This window comes from Nonomuraea sediminis (genome assembly GCF_018531495.1).
Classification (GTDB): Bacteria; Actinomycetota; Actinomycetes; order Streptosporangiales; family Streptosporangiaceae; genus Nonomuraea; species Nonomuraea sediminis.
Genome location: NZ_JAHDTI010000004.1, coordinates 325,219 through 343,587, shown reverse-complemented (window position 1 = coordinate 343,587; position 18,369 = coordinate 325,219). Strand labels below are relative to the sequence as shown.

Here is an 18,369-nt window from a genome sequence, read left to right as displayed (position 1 = left end):
CGGTTACCGGTCGCCGTAGTTGTACAGCGGCTTGTTGACGGGTGTCGCGGTGGCGCCGGTGAAAGAGACTGTCGTGACCGTGGTCACCAAGGCTGCCACGGCAATGCCGATGATCGCGGCTAGCAGAATCTTGATCACGGGAGGGTTCCTCCTCGAGCTGGGGGCCCCACCTAACCTAGAACCAATTCTTGCTACTCGGAAGTAGCTCAACGAAATCTTAATAAATCCGCTGATCAGTGGACTTATTCGGATGATACCCGGGCGACCGGCCCCGCCAGCCGGTACAGTCGCAGCTCAGCGGCGTCCACCACGGGTTGTGCACCCTTCAACCATTGCGTGAAGGTCTGAAGCTCCTCGGGGGTACCGGCATCGACTAGGACATACCGAAACCCCGCTGCGGCAAGGTCCGGTGAGACCCCTTCTAGTACGTGTTCTACTTTTCTTGCCCGCGGATCCTCGCTCCCGACGCGCGCCGAACCCACCCGCATGACGTCGCTCGCGACCACCCGCCGCCCCGGCGTGGCGAAGAACCGCTGCGCCGGATCCAGCACCGCCCGCCCGCCGTTCCAGCCGAACCTGCGGTAGGACTCGAACGGCAGCACCAGCACGTCGCCCGGCTCGCCGTCCCGCGCGATGACCGCCCGCGCCCGCTCCCAGCTGTCCGGATACGGCACGGCCGCCAGCCGCCCCGCCAGCCCCCAGGCCATCGTCGGCAGCACCAGCACGGGCACGACCACCAGCGCCGCCACCCAGCCCCGCCCCGGCACCCTCGCCGTGAGCTGTCCCAGCCCCACGGCCGCGAGCAGGGCGAGCGGAGCCAGGAACTGCTGCGCATCCCGCACCACCGCGAACCCGCCCCACGCCCCGACCAGCCACCTGAGCGCGTCCCGCCCCGGCTCGGTCACCCCCAGGCACGCGATCGCGAACCCGAGGGCCGCCGCAACTCCCAGGCCCCTGGCGTAGGGCAGGTCGCGCCGCGCCAGCCAGAACCCGGCGATCCCCGCCACCGCGACGGCCAGCCGCGCCACGGAACCGACCACCGAGCCGAACCCCTCGGGCACCGCGTAGGCGTTCCAGATCCCGCCCAGCGACAGCAGGCTCGCCACGACCCCGAGCGGCCCGTCCGGCCGGGCGGCGAACGCGTCCACCCCGGCGGGATCCCCGGTCAGCCCCTCGGGCCGCAGCGCCGTGGGCACCAGCCACGGCAGGCTGAAGGCCACCAGCAGCCCCACCACGACCAGCGCGCCACGCCAGCGGTCACGGACGGCCCTGCCGTACATCCCGATGAGCGGCACAGCCGTGAGACCGGTGATCAGCATGGCGGCGAACCCGCCGACGGCGGCCGGCAGCAGCGCCGCCCACAGCCGCCGCCCGCGGACCATCGCGTGCACCACCCACGGCAGCCCCGCGTAGCCGAGCAGCAGCGCCCACTGCCCCATCAGCAGCCGCTCGGCCACGTACGGGTTCCACACGTAGAACGCGCCCGCGACCAGGCCGCCGAGCCTGGCCGCCCCCGCGCACCCCAGCACGAAGATCGCCAGGAGCAGCAGCTTCTGCACCAGCTCGGCGGGCAGCACGTGGGCCAGCAGGGTGACGACGGCGTCGCTGGGCACCACCCGGGCCGCCCCGCCCGCCAGCCCGAACGTGAACGGGGAGAACGCCGGCGACGGCACGAAGACCATGTCCTGGAGGAGGACGAACCCCCGCCCCAGGCCGGGCCCGAGCGCCAGCAGCCCGAGCGCCAGCCCCAGCACGGGTGCGACTCGGGTCAGTGACGGCATCCAGCTATTGTGGCTAATGTCCTCCTCGGGAGGCACGGGTGACCACAAGCGGTAGGCGGGCGCACGGCGAGATCGTGCTCGGTGTCGCCCTCGTGATGATCGCCTTACAGCTGGCGTGGAAGTTCGACCTCGTCCGCAGGACCTACTTCAGGCAGGACGACTTCGTCTTCATCACCCGCGGCCTGGAGAACAGCCTGAGCTGGGACTACCTGATGCGGGTGGACTACGGCCACCTGGTGCCGGGTCCGTTCGCGATCCAGTGGGCGATGGGGCGGATGGGCGTCTACAACGACGTGCTGGCCCACCTCGTGGTGATCGGGCTGCAGGCGCTGGCCTGCCTGGCCCTGCTACGGCTGCTGCGGCTGCTGTTCGGGGCGCGGCCCGCGATCCTGGTGCCGCTCGGGCTGTACCTGGTCACGCCGCTGACGATCTCGTCGCTGTCGTGGTGGGCGGTGGCGATCGAGACGCTGCCGTTCCAGATCGCGCTGCCGATGGCGCTCAGCTCGCACGTCCTCTACACCCGCACGGGCCGCCGCAGGCACGCGCTGGCGGCCGCGGCCTGGACGCTGTTCGGGATGGCGTTCTTCGTCAAGGCGCCGTTCATCCTGGTGCTGGCCGTGGTGCTGACGCTGGGCTGGCTGCGGCCGCGGCGGACGGCCTGGCCGCTGTACCTGGCGGTCGTGGCCGGGTACGCCGTGGTGTTCTTCCGGCAGCTGTTCACCTCGGTGCAGCTGACCAACGATCTGATCAAGCCGTCGCTGCCGAGCCTGGAGGTGACCGCGCGCTTCGCCTGGACGCTGCTTTCGGGCGCGCTGGTGCCCGGGGCGCTCGGCGGACCGTACCGGTGGCGGCCGATCGGCGACGACTACGCCACCGCCGCGCCGCCGTCCGCCCTGGTGTGGGCCGGGCTGGCGGTGACGGCCGTGGTGATCGCGGTGTCGGTCTTCTACCGGCGGCGGGCCTGGCTGGCGTGGGTGATGCTGCTCGGCTACTTCGCGCTGGCCGACGTCGTGCCGGTGCTGATCGGGCGGATCCAGCAACTCGGACCGGACGTCGGCGGCTACGAACTGCGCTACGTCTCCTCCACCGCGACCGTCCTGGCGATCGTCGTCGGGCTGGCGTTCATCCCCGTCCAGGGCGAGGAACAGCCGTGGCGCCGTCCGCTCCCCGCGCTGCGCAGGGTCTGGTTCGGGCTGGCCGCCGCCGTCCTGGTCGGCTCGATCTGGTCGGTCGTCGCGTACGGCAGGCTGCCGCTCGGCAGGAACGTCAAGAGCTACATCGAGACCGCCAGGCTGGCGCTCGCGCGGGCCCCGATGGACGCGGTCGTCATGGACACGAACGTGCCGCCCAAGGTCGCCTACCCGATCTTCTTCTACGAGTACGCGCGCGCCTCGAAACTCCTCGCGCCGATCGCCACGCACCCGGTCACCTGGGCCACGCAGCTCACCGGCCCGGTGCGCAACCCGCTGGCCTTCGACGAGCAGGGCCGCCTGCGGCCGGTGAACATCGAGGGCCTGACCATCCCGCGCCCCGGCTGCCTGCAGGTCAAGGGCACCGACACCCGCATCCCGCTCCCGCTGCCCCTGCCGAACGGCGAGTGGACGGTGCAGGTGAGCTACCTCAACCCCACCCCCACCACGCTCTCGGTGACTCTGGGCGGCGTCGGCACCCGGGTGGCAGCCGGAAAGGACCTCGGGTGGACGTTCGCCACGCTCAAGTCGAGCGGCAAGGAGCTGGTGCTGCGCACGGTGGACGGCCGGACGGCGTGCGTCGGCGAGATCAAGGTCGGCGTCCCGCTCCCCAGCAAGACCGCCGTCCCCACCCCGCTCCAACCCGTCCAGCCGTAGCCCTCGGCAGGGAAGGGCGCCTCCCGCCGGGAGACGCCCCTCGCCTGCTCAGCGTCCGGGTTCGGGGTCCCTGGGCAGGCCCAGCATCCGCTCGCCGATGATGTTGAGCTGGACCTCGGTGGTGCCGCCGTAGATGGTCATGGCCCTGGTGGCCAGCACGGCCCTGTTCCAGTAGCCGGCGTCGCCCAGCTTCATGTCGGCCGCCACCACGGCCGCCGAGCCGAGCAGGTCCACCGCGGTCTCCGACACGTGCTGTGCGTGCGAGGTCGACAGCAGCTTGCGCACCGAGGCGTCCGCGCCCGGCTCCGAGCCGGCCAGCTGCTTGAGCGTCACCCGCAGCGACAGCGCGTTGATCGAGTGGCCCTCACAGATCACGTCCGCCAGCGCGTGCCGCTCGACCGACGTGAGCTCCCTGCCCAGCCGCGAGACCAGCCCGAGCAGGTCCGGCACCGAGGAGCCCGTGCCGCCCGAGCCGGACGACAGCGACACCCGCTCGTTGGACAGCGTGTTGCGCGCCACCTTCCACCCGTCGCCGACCTCGCCCACGACCAGGTCGTCGGGGACGAACACGTCGTCCATGAAGACCTCGTTGAACAGGTTCTCGCCGGTCATCTCGGTCAGCGGCCTGACCGTCACGCCGGGCGACTTCATGTCGACCAGGAAGTAGGTGATGCCCTCGTGCTTGGTGCCCTCGCTGGAGTTGCGGGCGATGCAGATGCCCCACTCGGCCACGTGCGCGACCGAGGTCCAGATCTTCTGGCCGTTGAGCTTCCAGCCGCCCTCGACCTGCTCCGCCTTCATCTGCAGCGAGGCCAGGTCGGAGCCGGCGCCGGGCTCGGAGAAGAGCTGGCACCAGATCATCTCGCCGCTCAGCGTCTTGGGCAGGAAACGCTGCTGCTGCTCCGGCGTGCCGTACGAGACGAGCGACGGGACGACCCACGCGCCGATGATCATGTTGGGCGTGCGGACCTTGGCCGCCCTCAGCTCCTGGGCGATCAGGACCTGCTCGAGCGGCTTGGCGCCGCGGCCCCACGGCTTGGGCAGGTGCGGCATGACGAATCCCTGGTCAGCCAGGGCGCGGTTGCGCTCCTTGCCCTCCAGCCGGGCGAGCTCCGCGATCTCCTGGCGGATCGCCTCGCGCAGCGGCTCGGCGTCCTCCGGCAGGTCGATCTCCATCTCCCTGGACACGCCGCCGAGCGCCAGCCCGGTCACCGACTCCGCCCACTGCCCCGACGAGCCGAGCAGCGCGCGCAGCGTGAGCGCGCGGCGGAAGTACAGGTGGGCGTCGTGCTCGAAGGTGTAGCCGATGCCGCCGAAGGTCTGGATCGCGTCCTTGGCGCAGCGCACCGCCGCGTCGGGCGCCATCACCCCGGCGATCGCCGCCGCGAACTCCAGCTCCTTCCCGTCAGCCCGGGTGGCGTCCCACACCGTCGCCCGAGCCTGCTCCAGCGCGACCAGCATGCGCGACAGCTTGTGCTTGATGCCCTGGAACTGCCCGATCGGCCGCCCGAACTGCACCCGCACCTTGGCGTAGTCGGAGGCCGCCCGCACGCACCACGCCGCGATCCCGGCCGCCTCGGCGCCCAGCAGGACGGCCGCCAGGTTCAGCACGTCGGGACCCTCGACCCCGTCGAGCACCCGCTCCTCAGGTACGGCTACCGCCGCCAGCTCCACCCTGGCCACCGGCCTGGTCAGGTCCAGCGAGTCGAGCTTGGTGACCGTGGCGTCCGAGGCGTCGATCGCCACCCACTCCTCGCCCTCGCTCGTCGTCACCGGCAGGACCAGCAGGTCGGCCAGCGAACCGCCCAGGACGGGCTCTGCGGTGCCCTCGACGACCAGCGTGCCGTCGTCACCGCGGGTGCCGGTGAGGTTGCCCGACAGGGCCAGCGCGGCGGTGCGCTCGCCGCCGGCCAGCGCGGGCAGCAGGTCGTGCCGCTTGGAGGCGTGGATGACGGCGCTCGCCAGCACGGTCGGCACGTACGGGCCCGGGGCCAGCCGCTCGGCCAGCGCCTCGATGGCGACCGCGGCCTCGAGCAGGCCGTAGCCCGAGCCGCCGGACTCCTCGGGCAGGTGCAGGCCGAGCAGGCCCTGCTCTGCCAGGCCCGGCCAGAACGCGGGACGCTCGTCGCCCCCGGACCGCGTCAGCTCGGCGGGGACGTTCCGCTCCGCCCAGCCGCTCACCGATTCGCGGAGCGCCTCGTGCTCCTCGCTCAACCCGATCGCCATCGCTCATCCTCCAGCCGAGTCCAATGCCAGAACCATATTCTAGAGGATGCTTCTGCCCTGTCGCCTAGCCCACTTCGAAAACTTGAACAAACCTCTCCACCCAGCCTGAACTCGGATGCTTCCCACCTCGCCAGAACCTGGGCGCTTCCCGCCTCATCAGGGGCTCACACTTCCCACCTCGCCAGGGCTCGGGCGCTTCCCGCCTCACCCTTCCAGGTGGTTCCCGTGCGCCGTGGCGGCGAGCAACCGTCACCGACTCGCCGGAAGCGCCGGTCGCGGGCCCTCAGCCGAAGTGCGGCGGGCGGCCGATGGGGCGGCCCGCCGTACATCTAAAGTGCCCGAACCCCCGCGGCGAGGACGGCCAGGTCGGGCCAGTGGGACTTGTTGGGGTCGGGGATTGAGGCGAGGAGCATGGCGGGCTTGGTCTTGCCGACCTCGACCACCGCGATCAGGGCCTGGGCCACGTGCTGCGCGCCGCCCGAGGTGAAGGTGACCTTGTAGCCGAGCAGCCAGCCCTTGCCGGCCGCGAGCTTCTGCGAGCCGGTCCAGGCGAGCGTGGCGCCGGCCGGATACTGCGTGCGCATCGTCCACCTGACCGCGCGCGCCGCGATGGCCCGGTAGTCGGCGTCCTTGGACGGCTTCTTGATCGCCTCGTTCCCCGGCACCATGGCCGAGGCGATCACCGTGTACGGGATGGCGACCTTCCCGATCCGCTGCGCGACCGAGTACGGCGGGTACGAGCGGGCCTGCCACGGCTTGGCGAAGCGCGGATAGGTCAGCCCCGTCGCGCTGTCGGCGATCACGCCGGCGGTCGCGGTGGCCTTGCCCGGCAGCGTGGCCAGTTTCATCGACTCCGGCACCGCGGGCAGCGCGATCGAGGCCGCGCTCGGCTTGGGCGCCGGCGTGGCCGGGGCCGTGGCGATCTGGCTGGGCCGGTCCTGCTGCGCCTGCTTGGGCACGTCACCGGAGAAGACCAAGAACACCAGCAGTACGGCGAGCACGGTCGCCACGATCGCGGCGACGAGGTACACGACCTTGATGGGGATGTCGCCGAGGCGGGCGAGGAGCCCCTGCCTGGGCGGGGGCATCCGGGTCGGCAGCGGTCTCGGCGCGGACGGACGCGGGATCTTGGTGGTCTGCTCGCTGTCGGACGGGGCGACCTGTCTGAATGGCATGGTCGGAGCATCGTAGGTGGGTCTGTGTTCGCCGGGGTCCGCCATGGCCTTGAGGCTACGTCACTCCAGGTGGGGATATTTCCGCTATTCACGGAGTAGAACCTGATTCTGTACTCTCGCGAGATATGAGCGGCTTCTACGAGATCGCGGCTGATGATCAATCTCGTCCCGCCCTGCTCGGCGCGGACGGCATCACCTACGGGGAGCTGCTCGCCCGGGTCAACCAGGTGTCCCACGGCCTGCGCGCCCGCGGCGTAGAGCGCGGCGATGCCGTCGTGACCGTGCTCCACAACGGCGCCGGCATGCTGGCCATGATGCTCGCCACCTACCAGATCGGGGCGTACCTGACGCCGGTCAACTGGCACTTCACCGAGGACGAGATCGCCTACATCGTGGCCGACTGCGGCGCCCGGGTCGTGGTCCGCTCTCCCGACGACGTCTCCGCCCTGGCGGAGGGGCAGCCGGACACCGCGCCCGAGCAGCGCAGGGCCGGGTCGATGATGCTCTACACCTCGGGCACCACCGGGCGGCCGAAGGGCGTGCGCAGGCGACTGCTCGATCTCACGCCGGAGGAGCTGTACCCGATCCTGATGCGCAAGAGCTGGAAGCACTTCGGGCTGCCGCTCGGCGGGGTCCACCTGGTGTGCTCACAGCTCTACCACTCGGCCCCGTACGGCCAGGCCATGATGGCGCTGCAGTTCGGCCACTCCGTGGTGGCCCCGGAACGCTTCGACGCCGCGGGGACCCTCGAGCTGATCGAGCGGTACCGGGTGACGAACGCGTTCATGGTGCCCACCATGTTCCACCGGCTGCTCGCCGTACCGGATCGGGAGAAGTACGACCTGTCCTCGCTCACCCACCTGTACCACGGCGCGGCGCCCTGCCCGCCGGCCACGAAGAAGGCGATGATCGACTGGCTGGGCCCGGTCCTGTGGGAGTACTACGGCTCCACCGAGGCGGCCGTGGCCACCATGGTCTCCTCGCAGGAGTGGCTGGCCAGGCCGGGCACGGTCGGCCGGGCGCTGGACGGCATGACGTTCACGATCGTCGGTGAGGACGGCGAGGAGGTGCCGCGGGGCGAGCCCGGGCTGGTCTACATCGGCGGCGTGAACCGCTTCGAGTACCACGGCGACCCGGGCAAGACCGCCGCCGCCATGCGGGGCCAGGCCTACACGCCGGGCGACGTCGGATACCTGGACTCCGACGGATACCTGTTCCTGCTCGACCGGCGGACCGACCTGATCATCTCCGGCGGGGTCAACATCTACCCCGCCGAGATCGAGGCGGCCCTGCTCGAGCACCCGGCCGTGGCCGACGTGGCGGTGATCGGCGTGCCCGACCCCGAGTGGGGGCACAAGGTGGTGGCGCTCGTGCAGCCCGCCGACGGGTTCACGCCCGGCGACGAGCTGACGGCCGAGTTGCTGCGGCACTGCGAGCCGCGGCTGGCGCGGCTCAAGCACCCGCGGGTCATCGAGTACCGCCGGTCGCTGCCGCGCACTCCGACGGGCAAGCTGAGCAGGCGAAACGTGCGAGAGGCGTATCTTTCAGGCTGAGTTGGGAAGATATCCTCGCATGAGGAAGATCGCCATGAGCGTGGCCGCGGTCGCGCTACTGGCCGGATGCTCGGGCCCTTCGGGGAGCCCGAGCCCCGCTGCCTCCGCGTCGCAGACCTCCGCGGCTCCCGCGCCCGTGACGCCGAACTCCCTCGAAGCGGCCTACGAGCAGGTGATCGCCAAGGTGCTGCCGTCCATCGTGCAGATCAACACCAAGGCGGGCCTCGGCTCCGGCGTCGTCTACGACAACGCCGGGCACATCGTGACCAACGCCCACGTCGTCGGGCAGGCCACCCAGATGGAGGTCTCGCTCGCCAGCGGCGGCGCGGCCCGCAAGGCCGACCTGGTCTCCTCCTTCCCCGCGGGCGACCTGGCCGTCATCAAGGTCCAGGACCCCAAGGGGCTGACGCCGGCCAGGTTCGCCGACTCGAGCAAGCTGCGCGTGGGCCAGATCGTCCTGGCCATGGGCAACCCGCTGGGCCTGTCGGGCAGCGTCACCGACGGCATCGTCTCCGCCCTCGGCCGCACCGTCAGCGAACCGCAGGACCCCGGCTCCCCCGGCGCCACGATCAGCGGCGCCATCCAGACCTCGGCCTCGATCAACCCGGGCAACAGCGGCGGCGCCCTCGTGGACCTCAACGGGCAGGTCATCGGCATCCCCACGCTGGCGGCCACCGACCCCGACCTCGGCGGCGGGGCGGCGCCCGGCATCGGCTTCGCCATCCCCAGCAACACCGCCACGGACATCGCGGCCCAGATCGTCAAGGAAGGCAAGGTCACCGACAGCCACCGCGCCGCCCTCGGCATCCGCGGCAGCACGGTGATCGGCGCGGACGGCCAGCCGGCGGGCGTCGGCGTGGCCAGGGTCGAAGCGGGCGGCGCCGCGGAGAAGGCCGGCATCAAGGCGGGCGACGTCGTCGTCTCGGTCAACGGCACCCCCACGACCACCATCACGGCCCTGACCGAGCTCCTGGCCACCCTCAAACCTGGAGACCAGGTCAAGGTGGAACTCGTCAAGCCCGACGGCTCCACCACCACCGTCACCGCCACCCTCGGCGAACTCCAGGCCGACTGAGTACTCCAAATTGCCGGGCGCGGGCCCATGCGGGTGATCGGCGACGCTGCTAGGTTGATCATCCGTGAACGCGTCGGATGAGCTCGGCTGGGACCTGGACACCTTCGCCCGAGCGGTCGTGAACTCGCAGACGATGCGAGAAGACCTCGACCGTACGGCCGGCGAACTCGACGGGAGTCTCCTACCGCCCGGTGCGCTCAGCCTGGTCGGCGAGACTTTCCGTTCCGCGTACAACGACGGCGTCCGCGGCGAGGCGCAGGACGCGCGGCACGGAGCCGCCTCCGCCGACGGCCTGGCCGACATGTTCCACACCAGCGCGATGCGCTACGTGGCGACGGAGGACGAGACCAGGCGCAGGATGAACGAGCTCATGCAGTCCTATCGGGAGGAGCTCTCGAGGCATCGCCGCTCGTTGCGCGTCGAGGGACCGCCACGAGGCGACAGCCCGGCGAGCGACTCGTGGTCCGATCAGGATCACCTGTCCACCCCGCTCAGGCACGCCCTTCCCGCAGCGGCCGGAGGCGTCGCTCTCGCCCAGACCTGGGTCGCGGCCGTCGACAAGTTCTCCGGTTCCGGCCACTCCCTGCGCACGCGCTACGTGCCCGACTACGAGATCGCGAAGATGAGCAGGTTCAGCAAGTTCACGCTCGGCTACGCCAGGATGGCCGGAGCGATGTCCGCTGCCGCCATGACGGCTCAGCTCATCGCGCTGGCCCTGCTGGTGCCGTCCGACGAGCGGATCAACGACGTGCTGAACCGCAGACGTCGCGCGCAGGGCCCCACCCCGGAGATCCGGCCGAGCGCGGTCGCCGCCGGCATGGTCAACGGTGACCTGGTCCAATGGCGGGGCGAGGCCGGACAGGTGGCGACCAGGAGGGTCGCCGGTTTCCACAACACCGGCCGGGAGTACGAGAACGGCCTGGGCTCCAAGACCGACGCGCTGCAGTCCATCGTCGGCACGCTCAACACCGCCTACGTGGTGCTCAACGCGGCCTCGGCGACGTTCGTCGTCGCCCTGCTGGCCTTCTCCACGGCGGCCGCCTTCAATCCGGCGCTCCTGATCCAGCGGGACACGGTCGCCTGGCGGATGTCCTCGTTCCTCGCCGGCAGCTCCAAGAAGATCTCGCTCGGCCTCGTCGGCCTCTCCGCGCTCTTCGCCGCGGCCTTGGGATGGTACGGCCGCGACAAGCTGTCGCGGACGGACGCTAAGGCATGGAACCGTCAGCCGGCCTGACGTTGCGGGAGCTCGCGGATCGGGGTGCCCGCGAGGAAGGCGTGGATGTCCTCGACCGCTTCGCGGTAGTAGGTCCGGTAGTTGTCCCAGGTGACGTAGCCCAGGTGGGGTGTGGCCAGGACGTTGGGCAGCGTGCGGAAGGGGTGGTCCGCAGGCAGGGGTTCCTCGTCGAAGACGTCGAGGCCCGCGCCCGCGATGACGCCCGTGCGGAGTGCCGCCACGAGGGCCGGCTGGTCGACGAGGCCGGCCCGTGAGGTGTTGACCAGGTAGGCGGTGGGGCGCATGTGGGCCAGGTCCTCGGCGCCGACGAGGCCGCGGGTGCGGTCGCTGAGCACCAGGTGGATCGAGACGACGTCCGAGGTGGCGAGCAGGTCCCGCTTCGAGGGGGCGAGGCCGGCTCCGGCGGCGGCCGCGCGGTCGGGGGTGAGGTTCTGGCTCCAGGCGGTCACGTCCATGCCGAACGCCCGCGCCACCCCGGCCACCTGCGAGCCGATCTTGCCGAGGCCGAGCAGGCCCAGCGTGCTGCCGTGGAGGTCGAGGCCGATCGTGTGCTGCCACGGGCCGCCCTGGCGCAGGGACGTCGCCTCGGGAAGGATCCCGCGGGCCAGGCCGAGGATGAGGGCCCAGGTCAGCTCGGTGGGCGGGGTGGAGTTGCCGGCCGTACCGCAGACCGTGACGCCGTGCCTGCCCGCGGCCTCCAGGTCGATGGAGGCGTTGCGCATGCCGGAGGTGACCAGCAGCCGCAGCCGGGGCAGGCGGGCGAACAGCTCGGCGGGGAAGGGCGTGCGCTCCCGCATGACGACCACGATCTCGCAGTCCTCGATCGCGGCGACGAGCTCGTCCTGGTCGGTGATGTGCTCGCGGATCGAGCGCGTCTCCACCGCCGACCAGTCGGCCAGCTCCAGGGCCACGCCCTGGTAGTCATCCAGGATCACGCACTTCACCATTGCCCCCATGAGTCATTGCTTGGCGTCGAAGACGATCTCGACGCGTCGGTTCTTGGCGCGGTTCTTCTCGTCGGGCTTGCCGTCGATGACGTTGGGCAGCTTGGGGCGGCTCTCGCCGTACCCCTGGGCCTGCAGCGTGAGGCCCGGCAGCAGCGGCTGGAGCTCCCTCTGTACGGCGAGCGCCCGTTTCCTGGACAGGGTGAGGTTGTAGGAGTCGGTGCCCTGGTCGTCGGTGTAGCCGTTGATCCTGACCACGCCGCCGGCGCCGTCGGACCTGACCTTGGTCGCGACCTCCCGCAGGCGCCGCTTGGCCTGGGCCGTCAGCACCCACTTGTCCAGCGCGAACAGCACGTCGCTGGTGAGCGCGACGGTGACCTGCCTGCCCTGCTTGGTCTCGCTCTCGGTGCCGTCGAGCGACTCGACCTCGCCCACGATGTCCTCGACAGGAAGGACCAGGTCCTCCACCACGCCCGCGGCATCGGGCGGGACCGTGGGATCCGCGAACGGCGGCGCCCCCAGCAGGACGACCAGCGCGAGGCTAAGAGAGCGGAACATCGGTGAAGACTCCGAACGGCGGCATCTCGATGTTGACCTTGGTGACGTCCGGCGGCGGGGCGCCGAAGACGGCGTAGAGCGAGGCGGTCTGCCCCTTCTCCGGCCACACGCCCTGCGTGGTGGAGCAGATGCAGGCCGCGTCGGCGCCGGTGCCGTTGCGCGCCACGCGGTAGCGCTTGCCGTTCACGGTGTCGATGAGCGAGACGCGGCCGAGGGTGAGGTCGCCGGGGTCGTTGCCCATCTGCCCGTGCAGGCTGACCTTGCCGTCGAGCGCGGTCACGCTGATGTTGAGTGAGACGAGCTTGCCCTGGCGCTGCAGCAGCGTGATGTCGACCTTCGCCGTGCCGGAATTGCCTCCGGCGGTGACCTTCACCTCGCGGCTGGCGATGGCCTTGTCGCTCTGCTTCGCCGGGCTGTCCTGCAGTACGGGAGACGTGGCCGTGGCCTGAGCGGGCGGCACGCTGGGGGGGACCGCGGCGGTCTGCTGCTTCTCCTCGCCGCCGCCGCCCTGCTGGGCGGGCAGCAGGCCGCACCCGGTGAGTGCCACGGCCGTGACGGCCAGTGCCAGAATCCGCTTCATCCGATGATCACCCTTGTCGATGCGGGGGTTGCAACTCAGGGCCCCGACGTTAGGCGGGCGACCTTCAGTTTCCGCATAGTCCGCTATATCGGCAGGCCACGCCGCCTCCTGGCCTCTCGCGCGAGCCGTTCAGACTCCGCGCGGCCCGGCTCGTCGCCGAGGACGTCAAACTCTCCCATAGCTCGCATAACTCCCTCAACCGCAGCATCAACCTCGTCGAGGTCGAGGCGCGCCCTGGCCACGGCGAGCAGCGCGTGCGCGCGATTGCGGCGCTCGCCGTGGGCGTCGTAGATCTCGTGGGCCTCCCGCGCCGCGGCCAGGGCCGCTTCCGGACGGCCCTGCGCCAGCGCGACGGACGACAGCACGAGCAGGCTCACCGCCTCGGGCAGCCGGTCGCCGAGGCGCCGGTTGATCAGCAGGCGCCGCTCCAGGTGATCGCGGGCCTCGGCCAGGCGCCGGTCCGCCAGGTGGAGCCTGGCCAGGTCGAGCAGGGACTCCGCCTCGCCGCGGGGGTCGCCGAGCTCCCTGTAGTCGGCCAGGCTCCGTGCGAGCAGGTCCGGGTCGCGGCGCAGCGCGCCGAGCGCCCGCCGCGCGTCGGCCGTGCCGCGCAGGTCGGCCGCCTCCTCGAACACCTGCGACGCCCGGGTGAACGCGCGTTCCGCGGCGGCCGGATGCTCCTCGACGAGCCCGAGCCTGAGCGTGATCCTGGCCAGCTCCAGCCCGTCCACCAGGGGCAACGCCGCCCGCAGCGCCGCCGCGGCGGCGGCCGGGCGGCCCTCGGCGCGGTGCAGGTCGGCCAGCCCGCGCAGCAGCAGCGCCTCGCCCTGCCGGTGTCCCGCGGCCCTGGCGGAGTCCAGCCCGATCGCGGTGGTGTCGTGCCAGTCGTCGTGCCGGGCGTCCAGCTCGAACAGCGGCGTCAGGTAGAAGGCCAGCCGCCAGGCCGCCTCGTGCAGTCCCGCGCGGTGCAGGTCGCCGACGGTCGCCACGAGGAACACCCGCTCGGCCCGCAGCCAGCGCGCCGACTCGCGCAGCAGGGTGGTCCCGAGCACCTGCTCGGCGGTCGCGGCCACGGTCCTGCCCGAACCCGGTTCGGCGGGCAGCAGCAGGGACCTGGCGCGGCGGGTCCTGTCGAGGATGGCCGGGGCGAGCTCCGCCAGGACCGGGCGCGGGTCGCCGAGCTGCTCGGCGGCGAACAGGCGGGTCAGGTCGTGCCGGCCGTACCGCTCCTGGCCCGAGACGTCCAGGCCGCGCGACTGCAGGAGGCCCGCGTCGGCGAGCGGGTCGAGGTCGGCGCCGAACACCCAGGGCGCGAAGTCGGGCGCCGTGAACGCGCCGAGCCTGCGCAGCAGGTCGCGCTCGGGCTCGGGCAGCCCGCGGTAGCCGAGCGCCAGGCTGCCGCGGACGGCCAGGTCGCCCGCGCTGAGCTCGTCGAGCCTGCGGCGCTCGTCGCCGAGCCGTCCCGCCAGGTGCTCCAGCGTCCAGCCCGGCTTCCTGGCCAGGCGCGATCCGGCGATGCGCAGCGCCAGCGGCAGGCCGTCGCACAGCCGCGCGATGGCCCTCGCGGCGTCGGGCTCGGCGGCGACGCGCCCGGCGCCCGCGACGGCGGCCAGCATGCCGACGGCCTCGTCCTCGTCCAGTACGCCCAGTTCGTGAGCGCGGGCCGCCTCCAGTCCGGCGAGCGGTGAGCGGCTGGTCACCAGGGTGAGGCTGCCCGGCCCTGTCGGGAGCAGCGGCCTGACCTGGGCCTCGTCGGCGGCGTCGTCCAGCACGACGAGCAGCCTGCGGGTCGCGGTCAGGCCGCGGTAGAGCCTGACGCGCTCGTCCAGGGCGGCGGGCACGGGGCCGCCGCCGAGCGAGCGCAGCAGGTCCTCCAGGACGGCGGCGGGCGTCCTGTCGCGGAGTACGGCGTGGAGCTTGCCGTCGGGCATGTCCAGGCTTGTCGCGGCGTGTACGGCTATCGCGGTCTTGCCGCTTCCCGGCGGGCCGTGGACCACGAGGTGGACGGGGGCGCCGGTTCTGGCGGGCACGGCGTCGCGGATCCAGGCCAGGGCGGCACCCCGCCCCACGAAGTCCGAAATATCGGGCGGCGTCTCGGCAGGGACTGTTTTCGCCGAAATATCGTCGGAAAGCACGCGATCGTGGGAGGCGCGCAGCTCGGGCCCTGGCTCGAGCCCCAGCTCGTCCACCAGCGTCCTGCGCGCGTCCTGATAGGCCGCCAGCGCCTCGGACCGCCGCCCCGCCTGCCGCAGCGCGTCCATCAGCTGCGCCCACGCCCGCTCGCGCAGCGGATACGCCGCCACCAGCCCGCGCAGCTCCCCGATCGCCTCGGCGCCCCTGCCCAGCCGCAGGTCCAGCTCGACCCGCTCCTCGGTCGCGGTCAGCCTGAGCTCCTCCAGAGGTACGGCATGCGCCCTGCGCAGCCACCCCGACTCCACATCCGCCAGAGCCGGACCCCGCCACAGCGCCAGCGCCTCACGGAACCGCTCGGCCGCCTCGCCCGCCGAGCCCGCCTCCCGCGCCCGCCTGGCCCGCTCGACCAGCCGCCCGAACCGGTGCGCGTCCACCTCGTCGGGATCCACGTCAAGCAGGTATCCGCCGGGCACGGTGGCGATGCCGTCGACCAGCTTGCGCAGCGCGCTCACGTACACCCGCAGCACCGGCTCCGCCGACGCGGGTGGCCTGCCGTCCCAGATGACCTCGACGAGCCGGTCGACCGGCACCGGCCTGCCGGGTGACAGCAGCAGCGCCGCCAGCAGCGCGCGATGCTTGGCGGGGCCGGGGAGCTCACCGTCGCGGATCTGGAGCGGGCCGAGCACCCCGAAGCGCACGGCCTAGCCCTTCGACGGCTGGACGGCGAACGTCGTGAAGCGCACCCGCACCGCCTGGTCGCCGCTGGGCGCCGCGAGCACGCCGGCCTCACCGGGCGCGAACGGCTGGTCGTCGGTGACCTTGGCGAGCAGTTCCTCGTTGACCCACAGGCGCAGCGTCCTGCCCGCGCAGTCGGCGACGATCCGGTTGTCCTGCGCGGTCTTCGCCTCGGCCGGGCCGTACAGGATCGCGGGCTGACCGCCCGCGCGGCGCTTGACGATCGAGGCCTTGCCCTGGTCGTTCAGCGTGAACTCGTAGCGGTCGCCCGAGCCCTGCCTGCCGTGGCACCACACGCCGTACTCGCCCTCGCCCTGCTCCAGGCGGGCCTTGGCGCTGACCACGACGTCGCCGGGCTCGCGTCTGGGCGCCGACTTCCACAGCCGCCACCCGGCGTTCGCGGTCAGCACGTACGCGCCGCCGACCTGGCGCGCGGTGCCGCCCTGCGACGTGCCGACGGCCCACGCGTCACCGAAGTCCGCGGTGTACGGCCAGCTCTCCCGAGCCGTGAGCGGCACCACCACGGCGCCCGCCACCACGGCCGCCAGCCCCACGGCCCCGGCGACCCACGGCCACCTTTTCGCCTTACGGCCCGCCCCGTCCTGCCCCGGGTCCGCCGGAACCTCTTCACGGCCGTTCGCGGGCCCCGTCCAGGTGTTCTCCACCACCTGCGTGGCCGTCTCCGGCGTGATCTGCCTGCCACCCATCAGATCGGCCAGCAACTGCTGGACCGTCGGACGCAGCCGGGATTCCTTGGCCATCGCCCGCTCGACCAGGCCCCGCATGCCCGCCTCGAGCCCGTCGAGCGCGGGCCCCTCGTTGACGATGCGGTAGAGCACCTCGTGCGGCGCCCCGCCACCGAACGGCAGCCGCCCCGTCCCCGCGAACGCGATCACCCCGCCCCAGGCGTACACGTCGGCCGCCGGGCTCAGCGGCTCACCGCGCACCTGCTCGGGAGCCATGAACGCGGGGGTTCCCAGGATCGACTGGCTGACGGACGCGTCCCCGTCCACGAGCTGCGCGATCCCGAAGTCGATCACCCGCGGTCCGAGCGGCGACAGCAGCACGTTCGACGGCTTCAGATCCCGGTGGATCACCCCCGCCCCGTGGATCGCGCTCAGCGCCGTCGCGATCCCCACGGCCAGTGCCTCCAGGTTCGCCCCCGAGAACGCCCCCTGCGCCCGTACGGCTTGCGCCAGATCGGGCCCCTTGACGTATTCGGTGACCAGGTAAGCGGTCTCCTCGTCGAATCCGGCGTCCAGCACGGGCGCCGTACAGAACCGCGCAACCCGCCGCGCCGCCGCCACCTCCCGCTCGAACCGCCGCCGGAACGCGGGATCGCGGGCCAGCGCCGGATGGATCACCTTGACGGCGGCCAGCGACCCGGTAGGCGTGGACGCGAGGTGCACCTCCCCCATCCCGCCCCGCCCGAGCACGCGCCGCAGCACATACCCACCGATCACCCGCTCACCGTCCATCGCAGACAGATTAGCCAGCCCCCGACAACCCCGTCTCATCCGAGCTCTCTCAGCACACCACCCCCTTGGCCATCAGGCTCTACCTGCCAGCCGAGTGGCCACACATGCGCTGCCCCCATCGCCGCGGGGCATCACCAGCGCCTCCTCGAGGCTGACCTGCTTACCACACCGATTCCGCGGGAAGCGCGTACCTCCGGAGAAGATGGCCCTGTAGAAGCTGGCGTGACCGGTGAAGGTCGCTTCGACGAACCAGGCGTCGTGAGCGGGTCTCCACATATTCGCATTGTCGTGGCACGCCCCGGCTTCTCCGCAGCCTGTTTCCCAGACGCCGCGCGGCCTCCTCGGGCGCTTCCACGTCTAACGCGAAACGGCGGTGTCCACGTGGACACCGCCGTTCGCGATACTCGCCAAGGCTCAGGACGAGCCAGGTTCGAGCAACATGGTGGAGGTGGCGGGAATCGAACCCGCGTCCTTCAACCCCAAGACAGGGCTTCTCCGGGCGCAGCCTGCTGTGCTTTTCTCAGCCCCGGCGATCACGCAGGCGAGTCGCCGACGGGCTCAGCCACTGTTAGATTTCCCGAACTCCCCCGTGGCCGGGTAGTCCGGTTGAGCCTTCTAGCGACGCCAGACACCGGGCCGAAGGCACTCCCGGGCTGACGAAGGTTCCCGCTACTTAGGCAGCGAGAGCCAGGCCCTCACGGGCCTGGGCGACCTTAGTGCTCTTAGAATTGGCACTTATTTGTTTGCGGTCACAGGATTAACGAGGTTATGTCCGCAGTCCTCGGCCCGCTTCACCTGAGTTGCAAGGTCAAAGTCGAAGCCAGTCACCCCCATGTGCAGTTGTCAACACGACCCCGAAGGGCCGAGCAACAAGAAGATACATCTCACAACACCCACGATGCCAACTCCATTCCCACCGCCCGGCCCCGCTCCGCCTGTTCAGAAGGGGTTCCTGTACGGCGGGCCACCACGAGCGAGGGGTGCAGCACGGGGAAACGGGCGGGGAGACGGCGGAACCCCCGGGAGCGCGGCAAGGTCGCTACGCGTTCCCGG

The 18,369-nt window shown here is 71.6% G+C and carries 13 protein-coding genes and 1 other RNA gene; 4 read left to right on the top strand and 10 right to left on the bottom strand.

The genetic code is table 11. The annotated features are described in order from the left end of the window. Positions 1 to 3: 3 nt before the first annotated feature. Entirely contained in the window at positions 4 to 138 is a 135-nt protein-coding gene (locus tag KIK09_RS59290) for a hypothetical protein (protein ID WP_275956272.1), read from the bottom strand. A gap of 104 nt (positions 139 to 242) precedes the next feature. Then, a complete protein-coding gene (locus KIK09_RS21415; RefSeq protein ID WP_214321044.1) occupies positions 243 to 1,781 on the bottom strand; it encodes an MmpA family trehalose lipid delivery protein in 1,539 nt (512 codons plus the stop codon). A gap of 38 nt (positions 1,782 to 1,819) precedes the next feature. Between KIK09_RS21415 and KIK09_RS21410 the strand changes: the two genes are divergently transcribed. Next, positions 1,820 to 3,628 (top strand): hypothetical protein, encoded by a 1,809-nt coding sequence (locus tag KIK09_RS21410; protein WP_214321043.1) that lies wholly within the window; start codon positions 1,820 to 1,822, stop codon positions 3,626 to 3,628. A 48-nt stretch (positions 3,629 to 3,676) separates the two neighbouring features. Here the strand turns inward: KIK09_RS21410 and KIK09_RS21405 are convergent, their stop codons facing one another. Together KIK09_RS21405 and KIK09_RS21400 are read right to left on the bottom strand one after the other, a co-directional pair. Continuing rightward, on the bottom strand, positions 3,677 to 5,854 hold the full coding sequence (locus KIK09_RS21405) for an acyl-CoA dehydrogenase family protein (protein WP_214321042.1): 2,178 nt from the start codon (positions 5,852 to 5,854) through the stop codon (positions 3,677 to 3,679). Between the two features lie 329 nt (positions 5,855 to 6,183). Beyond that, positions 6,184 to 7,029 (bottom strand): hypothetical protein, encoded by an 846-nt coding sequence (locus KIK09_RS21400; protein ID WP_214321041.1) that lies wholly within the window; start codon positions 7,027 to 7,029, stop codon positions 6,184 to 6,186. Positions 7,030 to 7,154: 125 nt separating this feature from the next. Here KIK09_RS21400 and KIK09_RS21395 point away from each other — a divergent pair, with 125 nt between their 5' ends. From KIK09_RS21395 to KIK09_RS21385, 3 genes are all read left to right on the top strand, one after another. Next, on the top strand, positions 7,155 to 8,582 hold the full coding sequence (locus tag KIK09_RS21395; protein WP_214321040.1) for an AMP-binding protein: 1,428 nt from the start codon (positions 7,155 to 7,157) through the stop codon (positions 8,580 to 8,582). A gap of 19 nt (positions 8,583 to 8,601) precedes the next feature. Next, positions 8,602 to 9,657 (top strand): S1C family serine protease, encoded by a 1,056-nt coding sequence (locus tag KIK09_RS21390; protein ID WP_214321039.1) that lies wholly within the window; start codon positions 8,602 to 8,604, stop codon positions 9,655 to 9,657. Positions 9,658 to 9,721: 64 nt separating this feature from the next. Next, a complete protein-coding gene (locus KIK09_RS21385) occupies positions 9,722 to 10,891 on the top strand; it encodes a hypothetical protein (protein WP_214321038.1) in 1,170 nt (389 codons plus the stop codon). Here the strand turns inward: KIK09_RS21385 and KIK09_RS21380 are convergent. The 6 genes from KIK09_RS21380 to ssrA all read right to left on the bottom strand — a co-directional run bounded on the left by KIK09_RS21380 (position 10,879) and on the right by ssrA (position 18,148). Further along, on the bottom strand, positions 10,879 to 11,826 hold the full coding sequence (locus KIK09_RS21380) for a D-2-hydroxyacid dehydrogenase family protein (RefSeq protein ID WP_308164219.1): 948 nt from the start codon (positions 11,824 to 11,826) through the stop codon (positions 10,879 to 10,881). The genes KIK09_RS21385 and KIK09_RS21380 overlap by 13 nt on opposite strands. 24 nt (positions 11,827 to 11,850) lie before the next feature. Then, entirely contained in the window at positions 11,851 to 12,393 is a 543-nt protein-coding gene (locus KIK09_RS21375; RefSeq protein ID WP_214321037.1) for an OmpA family protein, read from the bottom strand. Then, positions 12,377 to 12,973, bottom strand: a complete 597-nt coding sequence (locus KIK09_RS21370; protein ID WP_214321036.1) for a hypothetical protein — start codon at positions 12,971 to 12,973, stop codon at positions 12,377 to 12,379. Before KIK09_RS21370 ends, KIK09_RS21375 begins: the two co-directional genes overlap by 17 nt. Before the next feature lie 83 nt (positions 12,974 to 13,056). Further along, the gene (locus tag KIK09_RS60080) at positions 13,057 to 15,801 is read right to left on the bottom strand and encodes an AfsR/SARP family transcriptional regulator (RefSeq protein WP_214321035.1); all 2,745 of its coding nucleotides are present in this window, start codon (positions 15,799 to 15,801) and stop codon (positions 13,057 to 13,059) included. Between the two features lie 3 nt (positions 15,802 to 15,804). Then, positions 15,805 to 17,316 carry a protein kinase domain-containing protein gene (locus tag KIK09_RS21360; protein WP_214321034.1) on the bottom strand — a complete coding sequence of 504 codons (1,512 nt, stop codon included), beginning with the start codon at positions 17,314 to 17,316 and terminating at the stop codon, positions 15,805 to 15,807. Positions 17,317 to 17,756: 440 nt separating this feature from the next. Further along, positions 17,757 to 18,148: a transfer-messenger RNA gene (gene ssrA, locus KIK09_RS21355) on the bottom strand. Between the last annotated feature and the right edge of the window lie 221 nt (positions 18,149 to 18,369).

Excerpts from the sequence above, each read along its gene's own strand:
- KIK09_RS21415 (WP_214321044.1), bottom strand. The coding sequence starts at position 1,781 with ATGCCGTCACTGACCCGAGTCGCACCCGTGCTGGGGCTGGCGCTCGGG.
- KIK09_RS21405 (WP_214321042.1), bottom strand. The coding sequence starts at position 5,854 with ATGGCGATCGGGTTGAGCGAGGAGCACGAGGCGCTCCGCGAATCGGTG.
- KIK09_RS21400 (WP_214321041.1), bottom strand. The coding sequence starts at position 7,029 with ATGCCATTCAGACAGGTCGCCCCGTCCGACAGCGAGCAGACCACCAAG.
- KIK09_RS21395 (WP_214321040.1), top strand. The coding sequence starts at position 7,155 with ATGAGCGGCTTCTACGAGATCGCGGCTGATGATCAATCTCGTCCCGCC.
- KIK09_RS21390 (WP_214321039.1), top strand. The coding sequence starts at position 8,602 with ATGAGGAAGATCGCCATGAGCGTGGCCGCGGTCGCGCTACTGGCCGGA.
- KIK09_RS21375 (WP_214321037.1), bottom strand. The coding sequence starts at position 12,393 with ATGTTCCGCTCTCTTAGCCTCGCGCTGGTCGTCCTGCTGGGGGCGCCG.
- KIK09_RS21370 (WP_214321036.1), bottom strand. The coding sequence starts at position 12,973 with ATGAAGCGGATTCTGGCACTGGCCGTCACGGCCGTGGCACTCACCGGG.
- KIK09_RS21360 (WP_214321034.1), bottom strand. The coding sequence starts at position 17,316 with ATGGACGGTGAGCGGGTGATCGGTGGGTATGTGCTGCGGCGCGTGCTC.